This is a genomic window from Nitrincola nitratireducens, from assembly GCF_000585235.1.
Classification (GTDB): Bacteria; Pseudomonadota; Gammaproteobacteria; order Pseudomonadales; family Balneatricaceae; genus Nitrincola; species Nitrincola alkalisediminis.
This window is the reverse complement of sequence record NZ_AONB01000014.1, coordinates 1-19,448: the sequence shown is the minus strand read 5'-3', so window position 1 is coordinate 19,448 and position 19,448 is coordinate 1. Positions and strand designations below refer to the sequence as shown.

The following is a 19,448-nucleotide window of genomic DNA, read 5'->3' as shown; positions in this document are numbered from 1 at the left end:
TTATATTCACAATTTGCGTCCCTTAAATTTACTCGGGGAGTACGATTATGCGTGGACGTTTCATCCAGCCACCACGTCCGTTTGAGACAATCTCAGACAGTTCGATTCGACGCTCATTTAGCATCACAATCTGCCCATTATCCAAGCCAAGGAAGTCCCCCACACTCACGCGGTGAACCTCACCTTTTGGATCAGCAACCAAAGCCCAAAGTGCATCGGTGTCTCCAGGCTGGGTAATAGTGCCTACCATCAAAAGATTATCAACAGCGAATTCTTCCAAATAGTCTTTAACACGAGCAGGGTCAGGCGAAACATCAGTAATTTCCTGAGGAATCTCAGCCACGACTGGCATTATGGGTACAAATGGATTGCGGAGACTTGATCCTTCATACACAAATGCCTCATAAGGCCTGAAATCAGGTAGAGGTTCGATTTGCCCCACTGGTCGAGATGAGCGCTCAGCAACAAATGCTCGCAAATCACTGGTATCTTCAACATAGGTACAACCTACGGTGAGTGACATCAGCGGAAGCAGTGACAGCAGCAAGCGCCTCTTAATGGATGCGTTTCCTTGACCAAACTTAATCTTGTTCATAGCGATAGGTCTTTGCATTGATTGTCATTGTGAGGTTTGATCCTGCAACCTCTCTAATGGAGTAGTCGTGCAGTGTCACTATACGCTCAATGGCGGATACACCACTCACAAACTCACCCATTTGATGGTAAGTACCACTGACTTGAATATTGATAGGAAGCCCTATGTAAAATTGCTCTTTTACTTCAGGCTGCAGTGCAATCAGCTCAATATTTAAACCAGCATTACGTCCAATATCCGAAATATCCTCTAATAATCCTGGAACTTCTTTCTCTGTTGGCAATTGCTTCAAAATCTCTGAAAAGCGCTCTTCAACATCGGCCATTTGTAAACGAAGCGTATCTAAGCGTGCGACTTGAAAGGCCTTTGACTCAAACTGTGCTCGAAGATCAGGTTCTTGGCGTATCTCACGTTCTAAAATCGCTTCTTTATCGACGACATAAAAGTGAATTCCCAAACCTATAACAACCCCAAACACTAACAAATAGGCGATGAATTTTACGCCGACCGGCCAGTTCCCCGCTGCATTGAAGTCGAGGTTGTTAATATCAAAACCACGAAACGCATTTTTAAACACATCTGATTTCATTGCGCACTCCCTGCATTCGGGCGTGTCATGCCAACCGTTAATATAAACTGGCGCATGCATCCGTCGAGCTTACTCTGGCTAGGTTTGCTTCCGCAAACCAAATGGACGACTCCATATTACGCATCAATGCCGATACATCTCTGTTCTGCTCAGCAAAACCATTTATCGATACCTGATTCCCACTGCGAGAAATCGACGTGTAATGAACACCATCTGGCAATACGCGGACGAGTTCATCGAAGTTACGAACGATCAAAGGGCGTGAACCTTGCAAGTCTTCAATGGCATTAAGCCGTTCAAGCAATTGCTCACGCCTACGAGACAACTCCTGAATTTCAACTAACTGACGGTCAAGATTCGCATTTTCAACACGCAAAAACTCGTTACGTGCTTTTTGCTTGTCCGTTTGCATATCGATGTACATACCTGTTGCAAAAATAGCAAGGCCGGCAAAAATAGCAGACCCCACTACATTGCTTATAAAGCGTTTCTGCAGTGCTTGATTTCGTTCTTCTCGCCAAGGCCTTAAATTAATTCGCGCCATATATCAGTCCTATTGATCAAAGCTGCGCAATGCCAGCCCGCATGCTTTAGCCAACATAGGGGCAACCCTATGAAGACGTTCCTGATTTAGCCGTGGGCTTACCAGCATATTGGTGAAGGGATCCGTTAAAACCGCACGAATGCCCAGTTCTTCTTCTAATCTGCCACAAAGATGAGGGATTCCCGATACCCCTCCTGCAAGGTAGCACTTATCAAGTTGCCCATGAATTCCAGAGGAGTAGAAAAACTGTAGCGCTCTAGAAACATGCTGTGCAACCGTATCGGTATACGGCTCAATCAGCGACTCATACACTTCTTTATCAAAACTATTTTCACGAAGTGATAACTCCGCTTCTTCGTGCGACATACTATAACTTTGCTGAATAGATGCAGATAGATCCGCGCCACTAAATGCCTGTTCACGGTTATACACCAGATTACCATTTTTAAATACATTCAAACCTAAGGTTGATGCACCTAAATCAACAACTGCATGCAGCTTATCACCGGATTTAGATTCAAGTAACGAAAGCATACGCTCCATGCAATAGGTGTCTACATCCACTACACCGCATTTCAATCCAGCGTTAACGACGGCTTCTTCACGTGACTCAGAGCTTTCTTTACGACAGGCAACGATTAAAATTTCGTTAAGATTTGGGTCTTTGGCAACCGGGCCAAGCACTTCAAAATCAAGCGCAACCTCTTCGAGGGGGTAAGGTATAAATTGGTCGGCCTCGACCTTGACCTGATCTTCGAGATCAATGCCCGTGAAAAGATTATTTATTTGAAGACGTTTTGTAATCACAGCGGAGGAAGGGACTGAAACAACCGCATGACTGTAACGGCCACCGCAGATCTTTAGACCCCTTTCGACGGCTGAGGAGACCTCATGTGGAATCTCTATTTTACCGTCGACGACGGCACCTGCCGGGAGATGCACTATGGCATAGGAATCAATCTGTGTATCCCTTCCCGATCGAGACAAGGCGACCAGCTTCACAGATGAAGAACCTATATCAACTCCTATCCAACCGGCTGACTTTTTCCTGAATAAGCTGACCACTCTAATTTCCTTTTCCGGAGAAGTTCAATTTGCAGGACAAAATCGGACTGTCCTGATGTACAATTAAAACTTCTGTTAACTGTACTGTAAAGCCCTGCAGTCGATATAATTCACTTTACGTTCATATTTTTTTTGTTAAAGGCTAACATGCACGCATTAAAGATTACTATCAAGCTATTTATTGCCTTACTGATTCTCATTCTGATATCTGGCTCACTAGGGGGCTACTTTATCTGGAGACATTTTAGTCAAAATCTTCCAGACGTACAGGAACTAAAAGAAGTAAAGTTCCAAACGCCACTTCGTATTTTTTCAGCCGATGGTAAACTCATTGCTGAATATGGCGAGCAACGGCGAACACCTATCGAGTACGATCAGATCCCAGAACACATGATCCAAGCTATTTTAGCGGCAGAGGATAGTCGTTTCTTTGATCACTTCGGTGTCGACCTCAAAGGCCTAGCTCGTGCTGGCTTCCAACTCATCAGTGGGAGCGACGTGCAAACAGGTGGCTCAACCATCACAATGCAAGTTGCAAAAAACTTTTTCCTGACTCCAGCGCGCACCTTAGAGAGAAAATTCACCGAAATACTTTTATCACTAAGAATTGAGAAGGAACTCACGAAACATGAAATCATGGAGCTCTACGTCAACAAAATATACCTAGGTCAGCGTGCATATGGTGTTCAAGCCGCCGCTAATATTTACTATGGTAAAGACATTAGTGAACTCACGCTTGCACAAATTGCCACTATAGCGGGACTACCGAAAGCACCATCTGCAGCTAATCCAGTCAGCAATCCGCGCAGGTCCGTTGAAAGACGCAATTGGATACTCGGCCGTATGCTAGCACTTGGCTACATTAATGATCAAGAATATGAGCAGGCTATCGTTGAACCCGAAATAGCACGTTATCACACAAGCGACATTGAACTCTCTGCCTTTTATGTTGCCGAGATGGTTCGAGCTGAAATGTTTAAACTCTTTGGCGAGGATGCATACTTAGATGGCTACTCTGTCACGACAACCATTGATAGTGAGTTACAAGCAGCAGCTGATCAAGCCCTTAGAAAAGGCATACGTGCATACGGCGAGCGTCATGGCTACCATGGGCCTGAAGCAAGATTACAATACAGGATACAGACTCAGAACAAGAGCTCTCACGAAAATTGAGAGAGTTCTCAACGTTTGCTGACCTTCAGCCTGCACTCGTTATTCAGGTCGGAGAACGAAATGCAACTGTTTTGCTACGCAACAACGAAAAGGCTGAGCTTTCATGGGATAGCTTAAAATGGGCAAGAAAACACATTAACGTAAACTCACTGGGACCCGTTCCATCAAAAGCCAGTGACATACTTGCCGTTGGAGATGTCGTTCGTGTCATTCACAAAGAAGACAACAATCTGGAATTTAGCCAATTACCGAGAGTTCAAGGCGCTGTTGTCGCACTTGAAGCAGATACAGGCGCAATAAAAGCCTTATCCGGTGGTTACAGTTTTGCCATGAACAATTTTAATCGTGCAACGCAAGCCTATAGACAACCTGGCTCTACATTTAAGCCCTTCCTGTATGCTGCAGCCATTGATGGCAGCTATACAGCTGCAACAGTCGTCAACGATGCACCAATTGTTATTGAAGACGTCAGCTTACAGGGTGAATGGCGCCCCGAAAACAGCTCCCGTGACTTTTCTGGACCAACCCGGTTAAGAGAGGCACTTTACCGGTCCAAAAACCTTGTTTCAATTAGGCTCATGCGTGATATTGGCGTTCAGTATGCACGTGACAAAATAGTTGAATTTGGCTTTGAACCCGATAGAACACCAGCCAACTTATCTCTATCACTTGGCAGCTCTGATGCCACCCCACTCCAGCTCACGTCGGCCTATGCTGTGTTCGCAAATGGCGGATATAAAATAGAACCCTATTTCATCAAAACAATACACAATGAAAACAACCCAGTTCATTTACCCGAACACAGCGGCAATGCTTTTAAGGATACAAACTTGGCTCTTAACATACGTGACAGGGAAGAGTTACGGATTATCCAAGCCTCAACAGCTTATATTTTGTCCGATATACTCAAAGATGTAATCAGACGAGGTACAGGACGCAGCGCACTTAGCTTAAACCGACCTGATCTGGCGGGAAAAACTGGGACCACAAATTCTCAACGCGATGTTTGGTTCAGCGGCTTTAATCGTGACATTGTTGCGACAGCATGGATAGGATTCGACCAGCCAGCCCCTCTTGGTAGACGTGAGTTTGGCGGAACAGCTGCGCTGCCCATTTGGATCGACTTTATGCAAACCGTAGCAAAATACTACCCTGTTAAGGAATTTGAAAGACCATCCGATGTTAGAACGGTTTCAGTTGATCCCAATACAGGGCTACTGGCCTATTCAGGACAGTCAAATGCAATCCCTGAGCTCTTCCGCCAAGGAAGCGAACCCACACGCCAAGCCAACAGCCCTGAAGCCAGACAGCAAGGTTCAGTTATCGAATCAATTTTTGATTACTAAACAGGTCCGCACGAACCACGAACAGAGCCTTATCATTCACTGGGGTTTACAGCTTCAGTGAATATTCAAAACACATAAAATGAACAAAAAAAACCCCGCGCATGCGGGGTTTTTTATCGATACGAGAAATTAATCTTCAGAAGTATCATCAACTGCAACTGCGTTGACTGGACGATCGACCAGTTCAACATAAGCCATTGGCGCATTATCACCACGACGGAATCCGCATTTAAGAATGCGAACGTAACCGCCTGGGCGTTCTGCGTAGCGAGGACCCAGCTCGTTGAAAAGCTTACCAACAGCTGCATCAGAGCGCGTACGAGCGAAAGCAAGACGACGGTTTGCAACACTGTCAGATTTAGCCAATGTAATTAAAGGCTCAGCCACTCGACGAAGTTCTTTAGCTTTTGGCAAAGTCGTTTTGATGAGCTCATGCTCAAACAAAGACACTGCCATATTCTTAAACATCGCCTTGCGGTGTGCACTTGTACGATTTAAGTGACGACCAGATTTACGATGACGCATTTTCTAAATCCTTAACAACTTAGTGTTAGAAGGCTAACTTACGAGGCAGCTTTATCATCATTCCGGAGACTGGCAGGTGGCCAATTCTCAAGACGCATGCCTAAAGACAAACCTTTAGATGCAAGTACATCTTTGATTTCCGTTAGCGACTTCTTGCCCAAGTTAGGAGTCTTCAACAACTCTACTTCGGTGCGTTGAATCAAATCACCGATATAGTAAATTTGTTCTGCTTTAAGACAGTTAGCCGAGCGAACTGTCAACTCAAGATCATCAACGGGACGAAGAAGTACCGGATCAATCTCAGGATCATCAGATTCAGTGCGCGATTGCTGCCCTGCATCCTCTAAATCAACGAATACAAGTAGTTGCTGCTGCAAAATTGTAGCTGCACGACGAATGCATTCTTCTGGATCAATTGTACCATTCGACTCTATATCAATGATCAACTTATCAAGATCTGTACGTTGCTCAACACGCGCACTCTCTACTTGATAGGATACACGTAAGACCGGACTATAGCTGGCATCCAGCAACAATCGACCAATCGTACGAGACTCATCCTCATCAGTATTACGCGAGTCAGCTGGCACATAACCGCGACCACGCGTAACGCGCAATTGCATATTAAGACTGCTGTTGCCATTTAAATGCGCAATCACATGTTCAGGATTTGCAATCTCAACATCTTGTGTCAGCTGAATATCAGCTGCCGTCACTACGCCAGGTTCGGATTTACTAATCGTAAGTGTCGCCTCATCTCCATTAAAGAGATTTACAGCAACACCTTTTAAGTTCAGGAGGATCTCAATGACATCCTCCTGAACACCTTCAATACTACTGTATTCGTGCAATACTCCATCGATTTCGACTTCAGATATTGCACAACCAGGCATTGACGATAGCAAAATACGGCGCAGCGCGTTGCCAAGGGTATGGCCAAAACCGCGCTCTAGTGGCTCTAAAGTCACTTTTGCGCGAGTTTTGCTGATTTCTTGCACGTCAATGTGACGTGGGCTAAGAAACTCGTTTACTGAACGCTGCATAGTTCCACCAGTCTCTGTTCAACAATTACTTCGAGTAAAGCTCGACGATCAGATGCTCGTTGATGTCAGAAGCCAAGTCACTACGCTCAGGAAGTGCCTTGAACTCACCTTCCATCTTGCTTGCATCAACACTCACCCATTCAACAGGTGCGCGTTGTGCTGCCAACTCAAGCGCATGCTTGATACGGAGTTGGTTTTTAGACTTCTCACGGACAGCAATTTTATCACCAGCACTTACTTGGTAAGACGGGATATTTACAACTTGACCGTTAACAGTGATCTGACGATGAGAAACAACCTGACGAGCTTCTGCACGTGTTGAACCAAAGCCCATGCGGTAGACAACATTGTCTAGACGGCCTTCTAACAACTGTAACAACAACTCACCAGTCGCGCCTTTACGACGCGCGGCTTCTTTGTAATAACCGCGGAACTGACGCTCCAGTACACCGTAAATACGACGTACTTTTTGTTTTTCGCGAAGCTGTAAACCGTATTCGGACAAACGGCCGCGGCGTGCACCATGCACACCGGGAACAACTTCAGCTTTGCACTTACTGTCTAGCGCGCGAACACCACTCTTCAAAAAGAGATCTGTTCCTTCACGACGGGACAGCTTGCACTTAGGTCCAAGATAACGAGCCATTATACCGTCTCCTGATTAAACGCGACGTTTTTTCGGTGGACGACAACCATTATGAGGAATAGGTGTTACGTCCGTAATATTTGTAATTTTGTAGCCACAACCATTCAAGGCGCGAACAGCAGATTCACGACCAGGTCCTGGACCCTTTACAAACACGTCGAGATTCTTAAGTCCGTATTCCAAAGCTGCCTGACCAGCACGCTCAGCCGCTACCTGAGCAGCGAAAGGCGTACTTTTACGCGAACCACGGAAACCGGAACCACCAGAAGTCGCCCAAGAAAGTGCATTTCCTTGACGATCGGTAATGGTAACAATTGTGTTATTGAAAGAAGCATGGATGTGCGCGAGCCCATCAGCAACTTGCTTTTTAACTTTTTTACGAGTGCGATTACCTGGCTTAGCCATATTCGGGAATTCCTATCGCTTACTTACGGATCGGCTTGCGCGGACCTTTACGGGTACGTGCATTCGTTTTGCTGCGCTGACCGCGAACCGGAAGGTTACGACGATGACGCAGACCACGGAAACAACCAAGATCCATAAGACGCTTGATGTTCATGTTGACTTCACGACGAAGGTCACCTTCAACTGTCAACTTGGTAATTTCACCACGAACATTATCGAGCTGTTCTTCAGACAGATCACCGATCTTTACGCTTGGATCAATACCAACTGCTGAACAGATTTGTTTAGCAGTGGTGCGGCCGATCCCGTAAATGTAAGTCAGAGAAATTACCGCATGCTTATTGTCAGGAATATTGACGCCAGCTATACGGGCCATTCAATGTACTCCATATTAATGCTCTATCACAATGATAGAGTCTTATCATTCATTTGTTCGTGGAAGGCGCGCAATAATACACTCTGGTTAAAAATAAATCAACCCTGCGGCCCCCACGGCCATATATTACTTTGTTAACCTTGACGTTGTTTATGTCTTGGTTCAACTTTGCAGATCACGCGCACGGAACCGTTGCGACGTACGATCTTGCAGTTACGGCAAATCTTTTTAACAGACGCGCGTACTTTCATGATCCACCTCAATCGAGCTTAGCGCAGCAAACCTGCGCCGCCCTTAAGATTTGATTTCTTCATCAGGGACTCATACTGGTGAGACATCAAGTGTGATTGCACCTGAGCCATAAAGTCCATAACCACTACAACAACGATCAACAATGATGTACCACCGAAATAGAACGGTATGTTCCAAGCCACCACCAAAAACTGGGGCATTAGTGATACAGCCGTGATGTACAAAGCACCAAACAAAGTAAGACGCGAAAGCACAGTGTCGATATAGCGGGCTGACTGTTCACCAGGACGAATTCCTGGAATAAATGCACCTGATTTTTTCAGGTTATCAGCCACTTCTTTTGGATTAAACATAAGAGCCGTATAGAAGTAGCAGAAGAATATAATTGCAATACCAAAAAGCAAAATATGCAAAGGCTGCCCTGGACCCAAGGCCAAAGCCATATCCTGCAGCCAATCCATTCCTTCACTTTGACCAAACCACTGCCCCATTGATGCAGGAAACAGAAGAATACTCGATGCGAAGATTGGTGGAATTACACCCGCCATGTTCACTTTTAAAGGCAGATGACTACTTTGAGCGGCGTAAACACGACGCCCTTGCTGACGCTTTGCATAGTTTATAGTGATGCGACGCTGAGCACGCTCCATAAACACAACAAACGCAACGGTAGCCATTGCAAGTACCGCAATCAACAGCAAAGCAAAGATATTGAGATCACCTTGTCTAGCCGCCTCGAAAGACTGGCCAATAGCACTTGGCAGACCTGCAACGATACCAGCAAAGATCAGAATTGAAATACCGTTACCTATGCCTCGCTCAGTTACTTGCTCACCAAGCCACATCAAAAACACAGCTCCGGAAACAAAAGTAACAACCGCAACGAAGTAGAAACTAAAATCAGCAGCAAACGCAACCCCTTGACTGGCAAGCCCTACAGACATACCAAATGCTTGGATAGTTGCCAATACAACCGTACCATAACGGGTGTACTGATTAATTTTGCGCCGACCTGACTCTCCCTCCTTCTTCAACTGCTCAAGTGTAGGACTCACCGCCGTCATTAACTGCATAATAATAGATGCAGAAATGTAGGGCATAACACCCAATGCGAGAATACTCATACGCTCTAAAGCGCCACCTGAAAACATATTGAAAAGACTCAGGATCGTTCCCTGGTTCTGATCAAACAATGCAGCAAGACGATCAGGGTTAATACCGGGTACAGGAATATGAGCCCCTATACGGTAAACAATGATCGCAATCAAAACGAATCTAAGACGAGCCCAAAGCTCCCCTAAACCATTTTGCCTTCCTGCCGGTATTTGCCCTTGCTTTGCCATTTACGCCTCGACTTTACCGCCTGCAGCTTCAATCGCAGCCTGAGCACCTTTAGTGACTTTAAGTCCACTTAGAGTGACTGGCTTAGTGATCTCACCAGACAGAATGATACGAACAGTTTTAATTTCCTGCTTAATAACATCTGCTGCTTTAAGCGCATCGATGTTGATCAACTCAACATTCATGCTGCTTAGTTCATTTAAACGAACTTCAGCTACATAGCGTGATTTACGTGAAGTAAAACCAAATTTTGGCAGACGGCGATGAATTGGCATCTGACCGCCTTCAAAACCTGGATTTACGCTTCCGCCGGAGCGGGATTTAAGACCCTTGTGACCGCGACCACAAGTTTTTCCAAGACCGGAACCGATACCGCGACCAACGCGCTTTGGAGCCTGCTTGGCACCAGCACCCGGGCGTAATGTATTCAAACGCATAGGGTTACTCCTATTACTCGCTAACAACACGAACCATGTAGTTAACTTTGTTGATCATACCGCGCACAGAAGGGGTATCTTCTACCTCAACTACGTGACCGATACGGCGCAGACCTAACCCCTTTACGCACAACTTATGTGCTGGCAACTTACCAATCGTGCTGCGGTATAGGGTAACTTTGATTTTATTTGACATCGCTTAGTTCCCCAGGATCTCGTCAACAGACTTGCCACGCTTCGCTGCAATATCTTCAGGTGCTTTCATTGAAGAAAGACCGTTCACTGTTGCACGAACAACGTTTACAGGGTTCGTTGAACCATAGCATTTTGCCAATACGTTCTGCACACCTGCAAGCTCAAGGACAGCACGCATCGCACCACCGGCGATGATACCTGTACCTTCAGATGCTGGTTGCATATAAACGCGTGAAGCACCATGACGCGCTTTAACTGGGTACTGCAAAGTATGACCATTTAAAGACACGCTCACCATATTACGACGAGCCTGTTCCATTGCTTTTTGAATTGCAACAGGAACTTCACGCGCCTTGCCGCGACCAAAACCGATACGGCCATTGCCGTCACCGACTACAGTCAGAGCTGTGAAACCGAATATACGTCCGCCCTTCACAACTTTTGCAACACGGTTAACCTGGACCAGTCTCTCCTGGAGTTCACCGTCTTTCTGTTCGTGATTTGCCATATTAAGAAACCTTTAGAATTCCAGGCCGCCTTCGCGGGCGCCCTCAGCCAAAGCCTGAACTCGGCCATGGTATTTATAACCAGAACGATCGAAAGCAACTTTAGTAACACCAGCAGCTTTGGCACGATCTGCAATCAGTTCGCCAATTTTACGAGCAGCTGCAATGTTGCCAGTAGCACCAACACGCAGGTCTTTCTCAATAGTTGAGGCGGCCGCAATAACTTTAGAACCATCTTCAGAGATGATTTGCGCATAGATATGACGCGGAGTGCGATTTACGCACAGACGTACTGCACCGAGTTCACGCATTTTAAGGCGAGAGCGACGCGCACGACGAATTCTAGCTTGATTTTTTTCGTTCATGACCCAGCCTTACTTCTTCTTAGCCTCTTTACGGCGTACTTGTTCATCAGCGTAGCGAACCCCTTTACCTTTATAAGGCTCTGGTGGACGGAACGCGCGAATTTCAGCTGCAACCTGACCGACTTTTTGCTTATCTGAACCAGACAAGATAATTGTCGTGTTGTTTGGTGTTTCAGCTGATACACCTTCAGGCAGTTCATAATCTATAGGATGAGAGAAGCCAAGTGTAAGGTTGAGAACATTACCTTTAGCTGCAGCGCGGTAACCAACACCGATCAACTGCATGGTTTTCTGGAAACCTTCATTCACACCAACAACCATGTTGTTGACTAAGGCACGCGTCGTACCAGAAAGCGCAATTGACTGCTTGCTTCCATCACGAGCGGCAAAGGTTAACTTACCATCGACTTGCTCTAAGCTTACAGAAGGATGAACGGTTAAATTTAACTGTCCTTTGGCACCCTTGGTAGTAATCTGCTGACCATTGATTTGAATCTCAACACCAGCTGGAATCACTACGGGGTTCTTGGCAATACGTGACATAGAACTCCCCTTAGAATACCGTACAGATAACTTCACCACCGACACCCGCTTCACGAGCGGCACGATCGGTCATTACACCCTTGCTGGTTGAAATGATGGCAATACCTAAGCCATCAGACACCTTTGGCAACTTAGAAACGTGACGGTAAATACGAAGACTTGGGCGACTTACGCGCTTAATCTGCTCAATTACCGGCTTGCCTTCAAAGTACTTGAGCTCAATGCTCAAAACAGGCTTTACATCACCTTCAACTTTGAAGTCAGCAATATAACCTTCATCCTTCAGAACCTTTGCAACAGCAACTTTCTGCTTGGAAGAAGGCATAGAGACTGCTGACTTTTCAGCCATATTACCATTACGAATACGTGTAAACATATCCGCGAGGGTATCTTGCATACTCATGCTTATATTTCCTCAAATGTGCAGCGCGGTGCGGTAGCAAAAAACGGATTTTTTTGCCCAGACCACCGTGCTTACCGTTTACAAGCTTACCAGCTTGCCTTTTTCAAACCAGGAACATCACCGCGCATCGCAGCTTCACGCAGTTTGATGCGTGACAAGCCGAACTTACGGTATACACCGTGTGGACGACCTGTGATTTGGCAACGACGAACTTGACGTACTGGACTTGCATCACGCGGCAATTTCTGCAGCGAAATCTGTGCTTCCCAGCGCGCTTCATCAGTGCTTGCTGGGTTAGCGATTATTGCCTTGAGTGCAGCGCGCTTAGTTGCATATTTTGCAACTGTTTGTTCGCGCTTATACTCACGGTTTTTCATGGATGTTTTAGCCATTAGTCTACCCTTGAATTATTTACGGAACGGAAACTGCAAGGCAGTCAACAGAGCACGACCTTCATCATTCGTTTGAGCCGTTGTCGTGATAGTAATATCAAGACCACGAATCTTATCGACTTTATCGTAATCGATTTCTGGGAAGATGATCTGCTCTTTTACGCCCATGCTGTAGTTACCACGACCGTCAAATGACTTAGGGTTAAGACCACGGAAGTCACGAATACGCGGAATAGAGATATCAACCAAGCGATCAAGGAATTCCCACATACGCTCACCGCGCAGGGTTACTTTGCAACCGATAGGCCAGCCTTCACGAACCTTAAAACCAGCAATCGATTTACGAGCAAGGGTTACGATCGGCTTTTGTCCTGCTATCGCTGTCATATCAGCAACAGCATTTTCAAGCTGCTTCTTATCGCCAAGCGCCTCACCAACACCCATGTTCAAAGTGATTTTGGTAACACGTGGAACAGCCATGATATTAGGGCTATTCAGCTCTTCTTTTAACTTAACTTTGATTTCGTTTTCGTATAGCGCTTTTAATCTAGACATTGCACCAACCTCTCTCACTTATCACCAACGACGATTTCGCCGTTAGACTTGTAGAAGCGAACTTTGGTGCCGTCTTCGAGCTTCTTAAAGCCTACACGATCACCCTTGCCAGTCGCAGGATTGAAAATAGCAACGTTGGAGGTTGCGATAGACGCTTCCTTCTCAACAATACCACCCTGCTGACCCAACATCGGATTTGGCTTAACATGCTTTTTGATCATATTGATGCCTGAAACAATCAGACGATCATCAGATAACACGCGCGACACTTTACCGCGTTTACCCTTATCTTTACCAGCAATAACTATGATTTCATCATCACGACGAATTTTACGCATTTGATTACCTTGTCCTTTCCTGCCTCCCTCTCATGCTCAAAAACGCCAAACCCGTTAAGGCATGGCGTTCTTAAGAAAACATCTGCAAATGCAGTATTTTCAGAGCACTTCAGGCGCCAGGGAAATGATCTTCATGAACTTCTCTGAGCGAAGCTCACGCGTTACTGGCCCGAAAATACGAGTCCCGATAGGAGCGCCGTTGTTATTCAACAAAACTGCTGAATTAACATCGAAACGGATGATCGAACCATCCGGACGACGGACACCTTTACGGGTACGTACTACGACAGCCTTAAGCACTTGACCTTTCTTCACCTTACCGCGAGGAATGGCTTCTTTGACAGTCACTTTAATGATGTCACCAACACTCGCGTAACGACGATGAGAGCCGCCAAGAACCTTAATACACATCACACGCTTAGCGCCGCTGTTGTCGGCGACATCAAGCATCGATTCAGTCTGAATCATGGTCTACCCCACAAACTGTTATGCTGACTGCTCGATAAACGAGCAATCAGTTCAATGGAGCAAAGGCGCACTATATTACACCTCTGCAGCACGCTCTTCAATCTCTAAGAGTGCTTTATTTGCGCTCTCTTGAATTTGAACCAAGTTCCAGGTCTTTGTTTTTGACAACGGACGAGATTCCGCAATCGTAACAACATCACCAACTCGGCACTCATTCTTTTCATCATGAGCATGCAGTTTGGTGGAGCGACGAACAAACTTTCCGTAAATCGGATGCTTTTCTTTACGCTCAACCAGAACTGTGATGGTTTTATCCATCTTGTCACTGACTACCGTACCGGTGACAGTGCGTACACGTTTTTCTGCGCTCATTAGACACCTGCCTTCTGGTTAAGTAGGGTTTTGACGCGAGCGATGTCGCGACGAACCTGGCCTACCAGGTGATTCTGAGCCAACTGGCCAGTAGCTTTTTGCATGCGCAGATTAAACTGATCCTTTAGAAGACCCAGCAAAGTTTGCTGAAGCTCTTCAACGGACTTTTCGCGCAGTTCAGTAGCTTTCATTACATCACCGTCCGTTTAACAATTACTGTAGAAACAGGCAACTTAGCAGCAGCAAGGTTAAATGCTTCAGTGACCAGCTCTTCGCTTACACCACTGATTTCAAACAGCACTTTACCTGGCTGGATCTGTGCTACCCAATACTCTACGTTACCCTTACCTTTACCCATACGTACTTCAAGGGGCTTGGTTGTAATCGGCTTGTCTGGAAACACTCGAATCCAGATCTTACCACCACGCTTTACGTGACGCGTCATAGTACGACGAGCCGCTTCAATCTGACGCGCTGTAATGCGACCGCGACCGGTTGCCTTCAGAGCGTACTCACCAAAGCTGACCTTGCTGCCACGCTGCGCTAGGCCGCGGTTACGGCCTTTCATCACCTTGCGGTACTTTAGTCGTTTCGGTTGCAGCATTGACGTTTACCTCACTTAGTTCCTTTCTTCTTAGGCGCATTTTTCTCAGCACGTACCTGCTCGATACCACCAAGAATCTCACCTTTGAAGACCCAGACTTTAACGCCAATCACACCGTAAGTTGTGTGCGCTTCATAAGTAGCATAGTCAATATCTGCACGGAGAGTGTGAAGCGGAACACGCCCTTCACGATACCACTCCGAACGCGCGATTTCTGCACCACCTAGACGACCACCCAGCTGAATCTTGATGCCTTTTGCGCCGATACGCATTGCATTTTGAACCGCGCGCTTCATAGCACGACGGAACATAACACGACGCTCAAGCTGACTAGCAACGCTTTGCGCAACTAACTTAGCATCAAGATCTGGCTTACGAACTTCTTCGATGTTGATGTGAACTGGCACACCCATCATTTCCGATACAGCAGAGCGCAGCACCTCAACATCTTCACCTTTCTTCCCAATTACAATACCAGGACGAGCAGTATGAATAGTGATTTTTGCATTCTGAGCCGGACGCTCAATATCAATGCGACTTACAGACGCATTTTTGAGCTTATCTTCAAGGTAGCTACGCACCTTGAGATCGTTCAGCAATTTATTGGCATAGCTTGACTTGTCCGCATACCATACTGATGTATGTCTTTGACGATACCAAGGCGTATACCGGTAGGGTTAACCTTCTGACCCATATCGAACTCTCCTAGCCGTCAGTTAATTAGTCAGCCACTTTAATAGTGATGTGCGAAGTGCGCTTGCAGATACGATCTGCGCGTCCTTTAGCACGTGGCCGAATGCGTTTCATAGTCATACCTTCGTCAACGAAAATCACGGCAACGCGCAATTCATCAACATCAGCACCTTCATTATGCTCCGCGTTTGCGATAGCAGAATCCAGAACTTTCTTGACTAAGTCAGCACCTTTCTTGTTGCTGAATGTCAGGATATCCAGAGCTTCGCCCACAGACTTACCACGGATCTGATCTGCGACCAGACGGGCCTTCTGGGCGGAGATGCGGGCGCCTTTATGCTTGGCGACAATTTCCATCATCTAACCTCCCTTACTTCTTTTTGGCCTTCTTGTCGGCTGCATGACCGCGGAAAGTACGTGTTGCAGCAAACTCACCTAATTTATGACCGACCATATCCTCAGTGATAAACACTGGAACATGTTGACGGCCGTTATGTACTGCAATTGTCAAACCCACAAAGTTTGGAAAAACCGTGGAGCGGCGAGACCAAGTCTTGATCGGGCGCTTTTCATTTGCTTCAATTGCAGCTTCTACCTTCTTCAACAGGTGAAGGTCGATAAATGGACCTTTCTTCAGTGAACGTGGCACAGCTGATTCCCCTTATTTAGCGCTACGACGGCGTACAATGAGCTTATTAGTACGCTTGTTCTTGCGGGTTTTATGACCTTTAGTCGGGACACCCCACGGTGTAACCGGATGACGGCCACCAGAGGTACGACCTTCACCACCACCATGCGGGTGGTCAACTGGGTTCATTACAACACCACGAACCGTCGGACGCACACCACGCCAACGTTTAGCACCCGCTTTACCTAATTGGCGAAGAGAATGTTCAGAGTTGCTGACTTCACCCAGCGTTGCACGGCATTCAGCCAGCACTTTACGCACTTCACCAGAGCGCAAACGCAGAGTTACATAACCTCCATCACGGGCTACCAACTGAGCCGACGCACCAGCAGAACGTGCAATTTGCGCACCTTTGCTTGGCTTGAGCTCAATACAGTGAACCGTACTACCCAGAGGAATATTTCTCAGCGGCATAGTGTTACCGGTTTTGATATCAACCACGTCACCAGACATGATCTTAGCACCTGCTGCAAGACCCTTTGGTGCGATGATGTAGCGACGCTCACCATCTGCATACTTGATCAAAGCAATATGTGCTGTACGGTTTGGATCGTATTCAATACGCTCTACGATTCCAGGAATACCATCTTTGTTACGACGGAAGTCGATAATACGGTAGCTTTGCTTGTGCCCACCACCGATATGACGCGTAGTAATACGGCCATTATTGTTACGACCACCGGTCTTGCTTTTCTTCTCAACCAACGCAGCAAATGGCTTACCTTTATGAAGGTCAGCACTTACCACCTTTACGACGTGACGACGTCCGGCAGAGGTTGGCTTAGTTTTAACGATTGCATGATTTAACCTCTCTTATTCGCCAGCCAAGAAATCAATTTCTGAACCATCAGCGAGACGAACATAGGCTTTACGAACATCAGAACGCTTACCAAAACCGCGAACAGTACGCTTAGTTTTGCCTTTAGCATTCAGAATGTTCACACCATCAACTTTTACGTTGAAAAGCTGTTCAACTGCTTTTTTGATTTCAGGCTTAGTAGCATCACTCGCTACACGAAATACGACCTGCTGAGATCCATCAGCAACAATTGTTGCCTTCTCGGAGATGTGTGGACCCAGCAACACTTTAAAAATGCGCTCCTGATTCATGCTAACACCTCGTTAATTTTGCTCAAAGCAGACGCTGTGACTACTACTTTATCGAAGCCAATAAGGCTGACCGGATCAATTGCAGCAACATCACGCACATCAACATGCGGTACGTTACGTGCAGCCAAGTATAAATTGGCCTCAACCTCTTCGGTGATAAGCAGTGCGCTTGTCAGATCAAGCTCCTTCATCTTACCGATGAATTGCTTAGTCTTAGGCGTTTCCATCTGAAGAGAATCAACAACGACCAAACGGTCTTGTCTAACCAACTCAGAAAAGATGCAACGCATTGCAGCACGGTACATTTTTTTGTTTACTTTCTGCGAATAGTCACGTGGACTCGCAGCAAACGTAACACCACCTGAACGCCATAAAGGAGAACGGCTTGTACCAGCACGTGCACGACCAGTACCTTTTTGACGGAAAGGCTTAGCACCACCGCCAGATACTGCTGAACGATTCTTTTGAGCTTTGCTACCTTGACGACCGCCATTTACATAAGCAGTAACAACCTGGTGAACTAAAGACTCATTAAACTCTTTGCCAAAAATCAGCTCGGATACTTCGACCGAACCGTTGGCTCCTGTCAGATTTAAATTCATGTTAACCCCTTCAGCCGCGTGCTTTTACAGCAGGTTTAACGATGACATCACCGCCAGTAGCGCCAGGAACAGCACCTTTTACCAGCAGCAGGCTACGTTCTGCATCTACACGTACAACTTCTAATGTTTGTACAGTGCAACGCTCATCACCCATGTGACCCGCCATCTTCTTACCCTTGAACACACGCCCAGGAGTTTGACACTGACCAATAGAGCCAGGAGCACGATGAGAAAGTGAGTTACCGTGGGTCATATCTTGGGTGCGGAAATTCCAGCGCTTAACACCACCCTGAAAACCTTTACCTTTACTACGACCGGTTACGTCAATTTTCTGACCGACTTCAAAGCGCTCAACTGTTAGTGAATCACCAACATTGATTTCTTCATCACCGGAGAGACGGAACTCCCACAAACCACGACCTGCTTCAACACCTGCTTTTGCAAAGTTACCAGCTTCAGGCTTAGTCAAGCGATTCGCTTTCTTAGTCCCAGTTGTAACCTGTACAGCGGCATAACCGTCAGTATCGACAGTTTTAATGCAAGTCACGCGGTTCGGATCCACCTCGATGACAGTGACTGGCACGGACACGCCATCTTCTGTGAAGACACGGGTCATGCCCGCTTTACGTCCGATAAGTCCTACAGACATTTTATTACCTCTTGCCAGTTGAGTACGGGGCTGTGACCCACTATGGCTGCCCATTACAGAGCATTCCTCAAATAGCGCTTCATTAAGTTATTAATTCTGCGCAGCTTGTTTAGCCCAGGCTGATCTGCACTTCTACACCCGCAGCAAGATCTAGCTTCATTAGAGCATCAACTGTTTTTTCAGTTGGCTCAACGATGTCCAGAACACGCTTATGCGTACGGATTTCATACTGATCACGTGCATCTTTGTTCACGTGAGGTGAAATCAGAACGGTAAAACGCTCTTTGCGAGTAGGAAGTGGGATCGGACCATGCACCTGTGCACCCGTACGCTTTGCAGTTTCTACAATTTCCTGCGCGGACGAGTCAATCAGGCGATGATCAAAAGCCTTCAGACGAATTCTGATTTTTTGGTTCTGCATTCTGATCACGCATTTCCTGTTAATTTCGTTACGGCAATAGCCGACCTCCCCTTACTAGAGGGGACGCAAATTTTACTCATATGAGCCCCTGCGGTCAAGCCATCACGGTATATTTTTTAACCAGCAAAAAACTTTCCTCAATTGAGCCCTACGAAACACCTTAAAAACAAAAAACCCTCCGAAGAGGGTTTTTTAATCAATCATTAC

At 46.3% G+C, this 19,448-nt stretch carries 33 protein-coding genes and 1 pseudogene; 2 read left to right on the top strand and 32 right to left on the bottom strand.

Translation table 11 applies throughout. From position 1 onward, the window contains the following. Window positions 1-28 precede the first annotated feature (28 nt). The 4 genes from D791_RS12160 to pilM are packed head-to-tail and all read right to left on the bottom strand — an operon-like array spanning window position 29 to window position 2,793. Window positions 29-595, bottom strand: a complete 567-nt coding sequence (locus D791_RS12160) for a pilus assembly protein PilP (RefSeq protein WP_081763854.1) — start codon at window positions 593-595, stop codon at window positions 29-31. Further along, on the bottom strand, window positions 582-1,184 hold the full coding sequence (locus tag D791_RS12155; RefSeq protein WP_036512014.1) for a type IV pilus inner membrane component PilO: 603 nt from the start codon (window positions 1,182-1,184) through the stop codon (window positions 582-584). The genes D791_RS12160 and D791_RS12155 overlap by 14 nt, the downstream gene beginning before the upstream one ends. A gap of 37 nt (window positions 1,185-1,221) precedes the next feature. Then, window positions 1,222-1,728 carry a PilN domain-containing protein gene (locus D791_RS12150; RefSeq protein WP_036512168.1) on the bottom strand — a complete coding sequence of 169 codons (507 nt, stop codon included), beginning with the start codon at window positions 1,726-1,728 and terminating at the stop codon, window positions 1,222-1,224. A gap of 9 nt (window positions 1,729-1,737) precedes the next feature. Continuing rightward, on the bottom strand, window positions 1,738-2,793 hold the full coding sequence (gene pilM, locus D791_RS12145) for a type IV pilus assembly protein PilM (protein WP_036512013.1): 1,056 nt from the start codon (window positions 2,791-2,793) through the stop codon (window positions 1,738-1,740). A gap of 147 nt (window positions 2,794-2,940) precedes the next feature. On the opposite strand from pilM, the gene D791_RS19925 reads away from it, so the two are divergent. Then, the gene (locus D791_RS19925; protein WP_089503634.1) at window positions 2,941-3,966 is read left to right on the top strand and encodes a transglycosylase domain-containing protein; all 1,026 of its coding nucleotides are present in this window, start codon (window positions 2,941-2,943) and stop codon (window positions 3,964-3,966) included. Then, window positions 3,963-5,312: a penicillin-binding protein 1A gene (locus D791_RS19920; protein WP_089503633.1), complete on the top strand. Its 1,350-nt coding sequence runs from the start codon at window positions 3,963-3,965 to the stop codon at window positions 5,310-5,312. Before D791_RS19925 ends, D791_RS19920 begins: the two co-directional genes overlap by 4 nt. A gap of 129 nt (window positions 5,313-5,441) precedes the next feature. On the opposite strand, the gene rplQ is transcribed toward D791_RS19920, so the two are convergent. The 28 genes and pseudogenes from rplQ to rpsJ all read right to left on the bottom strand — a co-directional run bounded on the left by rplQ (window position 5,442) and on the right by rpsJ (window position 19,241). Continuing rightward, complete coding sequence (rplQ, locus tag D791_RS12135; protein WP_036512012.1) at window positions 5,442-5,837, bottom strand: 50S ribosomal protein L17; 396 nt, start codon at window positions 5,835-5,837, stop codon at window positions 5,442-5,444. Window positions 5,838-5,875: 38 nt separating this feature from the next. Further along, a complete protein-coding gene (locus D791_RS12130) occupies window positions 5,876-6,880 on the bottom strand; it encodes a DNA-directed RNA polymerase subunit alpha (protein ID WP_036512011.1) in 1,005 nt (334 codons plus the stop codon). 25 nt (window positions 6,881-6,905) lie between these two features. Further along, on the bottom strand, window positions 6,906-7,526 hold the full coding sequence (rpsD, locus tag D791_RS12125; protein ID WP_036512010.1) for a 30S ribosomal protein S4: 621 nt from the start codon (window positions 7,524-7,526) through the stop codon (window positions 6,906-6,908). 15 nt (window positions 7,527-7,541) lie between these two features. Continuing rightward, complete coding sequence (gene rpsK, locus D791_RS12120) at window positions 7,542-7,931, bottom strand: 30S ribosomal protein S11 (RefSeq protein WP_036512009.1); 390 nt, start codon at window positions 7,929-7,931, stop codon at window positions 7,542-7,544. 19 nt (window positions 7,932-7,950) lie between these two features. Then, entirely contained in the window at window positions 7,951-8,307 is a 357-nt protein-coding gene (rpsM, locus tag D791_RS12115) for a 30S ribosomal protein S13 (protein ID WP_036512008.1), read from the bottom strand. A gap of 134 nt (window positions 8,308-8,441) precedes the next feature. Further along, entirely contained in the window at window positions 8,442-8,558 is a 117-nt protein-coding gene (gene rpmJ / locus D791_RS19730) for a 50S ribosomal protein L36 (protein ID WP_007021200.1), read from the bottom strand. Window positions 8,559-8,576: 18 nt separating this feature from the next. Further along, complete coding sequence (secY, locus tag D791_RS12110) at window positions 8,577-9,902, bottom strand: preprotein translocase subunit SecY (RefSeq protein WP_036512002.1); 1,326 nt, start codon at window positions 9,900-9,902, stop codon at window positions 8,577-8,579. Then, entirely contained in the window at window positions 9,903-10,337 is a 435-nt protein-coding gene (gene rplO, locus D791_RS12105; RefSeq protein WP_036511997.1) for a 50S ribosomal protein L15, read from the bottom strand. A gap of 13 nt (window positions 10,338-10,350) precedes the next feature. After that, entirely contained in the window at window positions 10,351-10,533 is a 183-nt protein-coding gene (rpmD, locus tag D791_RS12100) for a 50S ribosomal protein L30 (RefSeq protein ID WP_036511995.1), read from the bottom strand. Between the two features lie 3 nt (window positions 10,534-10,536). Next, on the bottom strand, window positions 10,537-11,040 hold the full coding sequence (rpsE, locus tag D791_RS12095; protein ID WP_036511994.1) for a 30S ribosomal protein S5: 504 nt from the start codon (window positions 11,038-11,040) through the stop codon (window positions 10,537-10,539). Window positions 11,041-11,052: 12 nt separating this feature from the next. Continuing rightward, window positions 11,053-11,403, bottom strand: coding sequence for a 50S ribosomal protein L18 (gene rplR, locus D791_RS12090; protein ID WP_036511993.1), 351 nt, complete (start codon window positions 11,401-11,403; stop codon window positions 11,053-11,055). A 9-nt stretch (window positions 11,404-11,412) separates the two neighbouring features. After that, the gene (rplF, locus tag D791_RS12085; protein ID WP_036511992.1) at window positions 11,413-11,946 is read right to left on the bottom strand and encodes a 50S ribosomal protein L6; all 534 of its coding nucleotides are present in this window, start codon (window positions 11,944-11,946) and stop codon (window positions 11,413-11,415) included. Window positions 11,947-11,956: 10 nt separating this feature from the next. Next, a complete protein-coding gene (rpsH, locus tag D791_RS12080; protein ID WP_036511991.1) occupies window positions 11,957-12,349 on the bottom strand; it encodes a 30S ribosomal protein S8 in 393 nt (130 codons plus the stop codon). Window positions 12,350-12,435: 86 nt separating this feature from the next. Further along, window positions 12,436-12,741, bottom strand: coding sequence for a 30S ribosomal protein S14 (gene rpsN / locus D791_RS12075; protein WP_036511990.1), 306 nt, complete (start codon window positions 12,739-12,741; stop codon window positions 12,436-12,438). Between the two features lie 15 nt (window positions 12,742-12,756). Beyond that, on the bottom strand, window positions 12,757-13,296 hold the full coding sequence (gene rplE, locus D791_RS12070) for a 50S ribosomal protein L5 (RefSeq protein WP_036511989.1): 540 nt from the start codon (window positions 13,294-13,296) through the stop codon (window positions 12,757-12,759). 14 nt (window positions 13,297-13,310) lie between these two features. Continuing rightward, entirely contained in the window at window positions 13,311-13,634 is a 324-nt protein-coding gene (rplX, locus tag D791_RS12065) for a 50S ribosomal protein L24 (protein ID WP_036511987.1), read from the bottom strand. A 99-nt stretch (window positions 13,635-13,733) separates the two neighbouring features. Then, on the bottom strand, window positions 13,734-14,102 hold the full coding sequence (gene rplN / locus D791_RS12060) for a 50S ribosomal protein L14 (RefSeq protein WP_036511986.1): 369 nt from the start codon (window positions 14,100-14,102) through the stop codon (window positions 13,734-13,736). 75 nt (window positions 14,103-14,177) lie between these two features. Beyond that, the gene (gene rpsQ / locus D791_RS12055) at window positions 14,178-14,474 is read right to left on the bottom strand and encodes a 30S ribosomal protein S17 (RefSeq protein WP_036511984.1); all 297 of its coding nucleotides are present in this window, start codon (window positions 14,472-14,474) and stop codon (window positions 14,178-14,180) included. Beyond that, on the bottom strand, window positions 14,474-14,665 hold the full coding sequence (gene rpmC / locus D791_RS12050; protein WP_036511982.1) for a 50S ribosomal protein L29: 192 nt from the start codon (window positions 14,663-14,665) through the stop codon (window positions 14,474-14,476). Before rpmC ends, rpsQ begins: the two co-directional genes overlap by 1 nt. Then, window positions 14,665-15,078, bottom strand: a complete 414-nt coding sequence (rplP, locus tag D791_RS12045) for a 50S ribosomal protein L16 (protein ID WP_036511980.1) — start codon at window positions 15,076-15,078, stop codon at window positions 14,665-14,667. The genes rpmC and rplP overlap by 1 nt, the downstream gene beginning before the upstream one ends. A gap of 11 nt (window positions 15,079-15,089) precedes the next feature. Then, window positions 15,090-15,772 (bottom strand): annotated as a pseudogene (gene rpsC / locus D791_RS12040) (30S ribosomal protein S3). Window positions 15,773-15,798: 26 nt separating this feature from the next. Beyond that, window positions 15,799-16,128 carry a 50S ribosomal protein L22 gene (gene rplV, locus D791_RS12035; RefSeq protein WP_036511976.1) on the bottom strand — a complete coding sequence of 110 codons (330 nt, stop codon included), beginning with the start codon at window positions 16,126-16,128 and terminating at the stop codon, window positions 15,799-15,801. 13 nt (window positions 16,129-16,141) lie between these two features. Continuing rightward, window positions 16,142-16,420 (bottom strand): 30S ribosomal protein S19, encoded by a 279-nt coding sequence (gene rpsS, locus D791_RS12030; RefSeq protein ID WP_036511974.1) that lies wholly within the window; start codon window positions 16,418-16,420, stop codon window positions 16,142-16,144. 12 nt (window positions 16,421-16,432) lie between these two features. Next, complete coding sequence (gene rplB / locus D791_RS12025; RefSeq protein ID WP_036511972.1) at window positions 16,433-17,254, bottom strand: 50S ribosomal protein L2; 822 nt, start codon at window positions 17,252-17,254, stop codon at window positions 16,433-16,435. Between the two features lie 18 nt (window positions 17,255-17,272). Then, a complete protein-coding gene (gene rplW / locus D791_RS12020) occupies window positions 17,273-17,569 on the bottom strand; it encodes a 50S ribosomal protein L23 (RefSeq protein WP_036511970.1) in 297 nt (98 codons plus the stop codon). Continuing rightward, window positions 17,566-18,171 (bottom strand): 50S ribosomal protein L4, encoded by a 606-nt coding sequence (gene rplD / locus D791_RS12015; protein ID WP_036511968.1) that lies wholly within the window; start codon window positions 18,169-18,171, stop codon window positions 17,566-17,568. Before rplD ends, rplW begins: the two co-directional genes overlap by 4 nt. Before the next feature lie 10 nt (window positions 18,172-18,181). Then, window positions 18,182-18,820 carry a 50S ribosomal protein L3 gene (gene rplC / locus D791_RS12010; RefSeq protein WP_036512166.1) on the bottom strand — a complete coding sequence of 213 codons (639 nt, stop codon included), beginning with the start codon at window positions 18,818-18,820 and terminating at the stop codon, window positions 18,182-18,184. A gap of 109 nt (window positions 18,821-18,929) precedes the next feature. After that, window positions 18,930-19,241 carry a 30S ribosomal protein S10 gene (rpsJ, locus tag D791_RS12005; RefSeq protein WP_036511965.1) on the bottom strand — a complete coding sequence of 104 codons (312 nt, stop codon included), beginning with the start codon at window positions 19,239-19,241 and terminating at the stop codon, window positions 18,930-18,932. Between the last annotated feature and the right edge of the window lie 207 nt (window positions 19,242-19,448).

Excerpts from the sequence above, each read along its gene's own strand:
- D791_RS12160 (WP_081763854.1), bottom strand. The coding sequence starts at position 595 with ATGAACAAGATTAAGTTTGGTCAAGGAAACGCATCCATTAAGAGGCGC.
- D791_RS12155 (WP_036512014.1), bottom strand. The coding sequence starts at position 1,184 with ATGAAATCAGATGTGTTTAAAAATGCGTTTCGTGGTTTTGATATTAAC.
- D791_RS12150 (WP_036512168.1), bottom strand. The coding sequence starts at position 1,728 with ATGGCGCGAATTAATTTAAGGCCTTGGCGAGAAGAACGAAATCAAGCA.
- D791_RS19925 (WP_089503634.1), top strand. The coding sequence starts at position 2,941 with ATGCACGCATTAAAGATTACTATCAAGCTATTTATTGCCTTACTGATT.
- rplQ (WP_036512012.1), bottom strand. The coding sequence starts at position 5,837 with ATGCGTCATCGTAAATCTGGTCGTCACTTAAATCGTACAAGTGCACAC.
- D791_RS12130 (WP_036512011.1), bottom strand. The coding sequence starts at position 6,880 with ATGCAGCGTTCAGTAAACGAGTTTCTTAGCCCACGTCACATTGACGTG.
- rpsD (WP_036512010.1), bottom strand. The coding sequence starts at position 7,526 with ATGGCTCGTTATCTTGGACCTAAGTGCAAGCTGTCCCGTCGTGAAGGA.
- rpsK (WP_036512009.1), bottom strand. The coding sequence starts at position 7,931 with ATGGCTAAGCCAGGTAATCGCACTCGTAAAAAAGTTAAAAAGCAAGTT.
- rpsM (WP_036512008.1), bottom strand. The coding sequence starts at position 8,307 with ATGGCCCGTATAGCTGGCGTCAATATTCCTGACAATAAGCATGCGGTA.
- rpmJ (WP_007021200.1), bottom strand. The coding sequence starts at position 8,558 with ATGAAAGTACGCGCGTCTGTTAAAAAGATTTGCCGTAACTGCAAGATC.
- secY (WP_036512002.1), bottom strand. The coding sequence starts at position 9,902 with ATGGCAAAGCAAGGGCAAATACCGGCAGGAAGGCAAAATGGTTTAGGG.
- rplO (WP_036511997.1), bottom strand. The coding sequence starts at position 10,337 with ATGCGTTTGAATACATTACGCCCGGGTGCTGGTGCCAAGCAGGCTCCA.
- rpmD (WP_036511995.1), bottom strand. The coding sequence starts at position 10,533 with ATGTCAAATAAAATCAAAGTTACCCTATACCGCAGCACGATTGGTAAG.
- rpsE (WP_036511994.1), bottom strand. The coding sequence starts at position 11,040 with ATGGCAAATCACGAACAGAAAGACGGTGAACTCCAGGAGAGACTGGTC.
- rplR (WP_036511993.1), bottom strand. The coding sequence starts at position 11,403 with ATGAACGAAAAAAATCAAGCTAGAATTCGTCGTGCGCGTCGCTCTCGC.
- rplF (WP_036511992.1), bottom strand. The coding sequence starts at position 11,946 with ATGTCACGTATTGCCAAGAACCCCGTAGTGATTCCAGCTGGTGTTGAG.
- rpsH (WP_036511991.1), bottom strand. The coding sequence starts at position 12,349 with ATGAGTATGCAAGATACCCTCGCGGATATGTTTACACGTATTCGTAAT.
- rpsN (WP_036511990.1), bottom strand. The coding sequence starts at position 12,741 with ATGGCTAAAACATCCATGAAAAACCGTGAGTATAAGCGCGAACAAACA.
- rplE (WP_036511989.1), bottom strand. The coding sequence starts at position 13,296 with ATGTCTAGATTAAAAGCGCTATACGAAAACGAAATCAAAGTTAAGTTA.
- rplX (WP_036511987.1), bottom strand. The coding sequence starts at position 13,634 with ATGCGTAAAATTCGTCGTGATGATGAAATCATAGTTATTGCTGGTAAA.
- rplN (WP_036511986.1), bottom strand. The coding sequence starts at position 14,102 with ATGATTCAGACTGAATCGATGCTTGATGTCGCCGACAACAGCGGCGCT.
- rpsQ (WP_036511984.1), bottom strand. The coding sequence starts at position 14,474 with ATGAGCGCAGAAAAACGTGTACGCACTGTCACCGGTACGGTAGTCAGT.
- rpmC (WP_036511982.1), bottom strand. The coding sequence starts at position 14,665 with ATGAAAGCTACTGAACTGCGCGAAAAGTCCGTTGAAGAGCTTCAGCAA.
- rplP (WP_036511980.1), bottom strand. The coding sequence starts at position 15,078 with ATGCTGCAACCGAAACGACTAAAGTACCGCAAGGTGATGAAAGGCCGT.
- rplV (WP_036511976.1), bottom strand. The coding sequence starts at position 16,128 with ATGGAAATTGTCGCCAAGCATAAAGGCGCCCGCATCTCCGCCCAGAAG.
- rplW (WP_036511970.1), bottom strand. The coding sequence starts at position 17,569 with ATGAATCAGGAGCGCATTTTTAAAGTGTTGCTGGGTCCACACATCTCC.
- rplD (WP_036511968.1), bottom strand. The coding sequence starts at position 18,171 with ATGAATTTAAATCTGACAGGAGCCAACGGTTCGGTCGAAGTATCCGAG.
- rplC (WP_036512166.1), bottom strand. The coding sequence starts at position 18,820 with ATGTCTGTAGGACTTATCGGACGTAAAGCGGGCATGACCCGTGTCTTC.
- rpsJ (WP_036511965.1), bottom strand. The coding sequence starts at position 19,241 with ATGCAGAACCAAAAAATCAGAATTCGTCTGAAGGCTTTTGATCATCGC.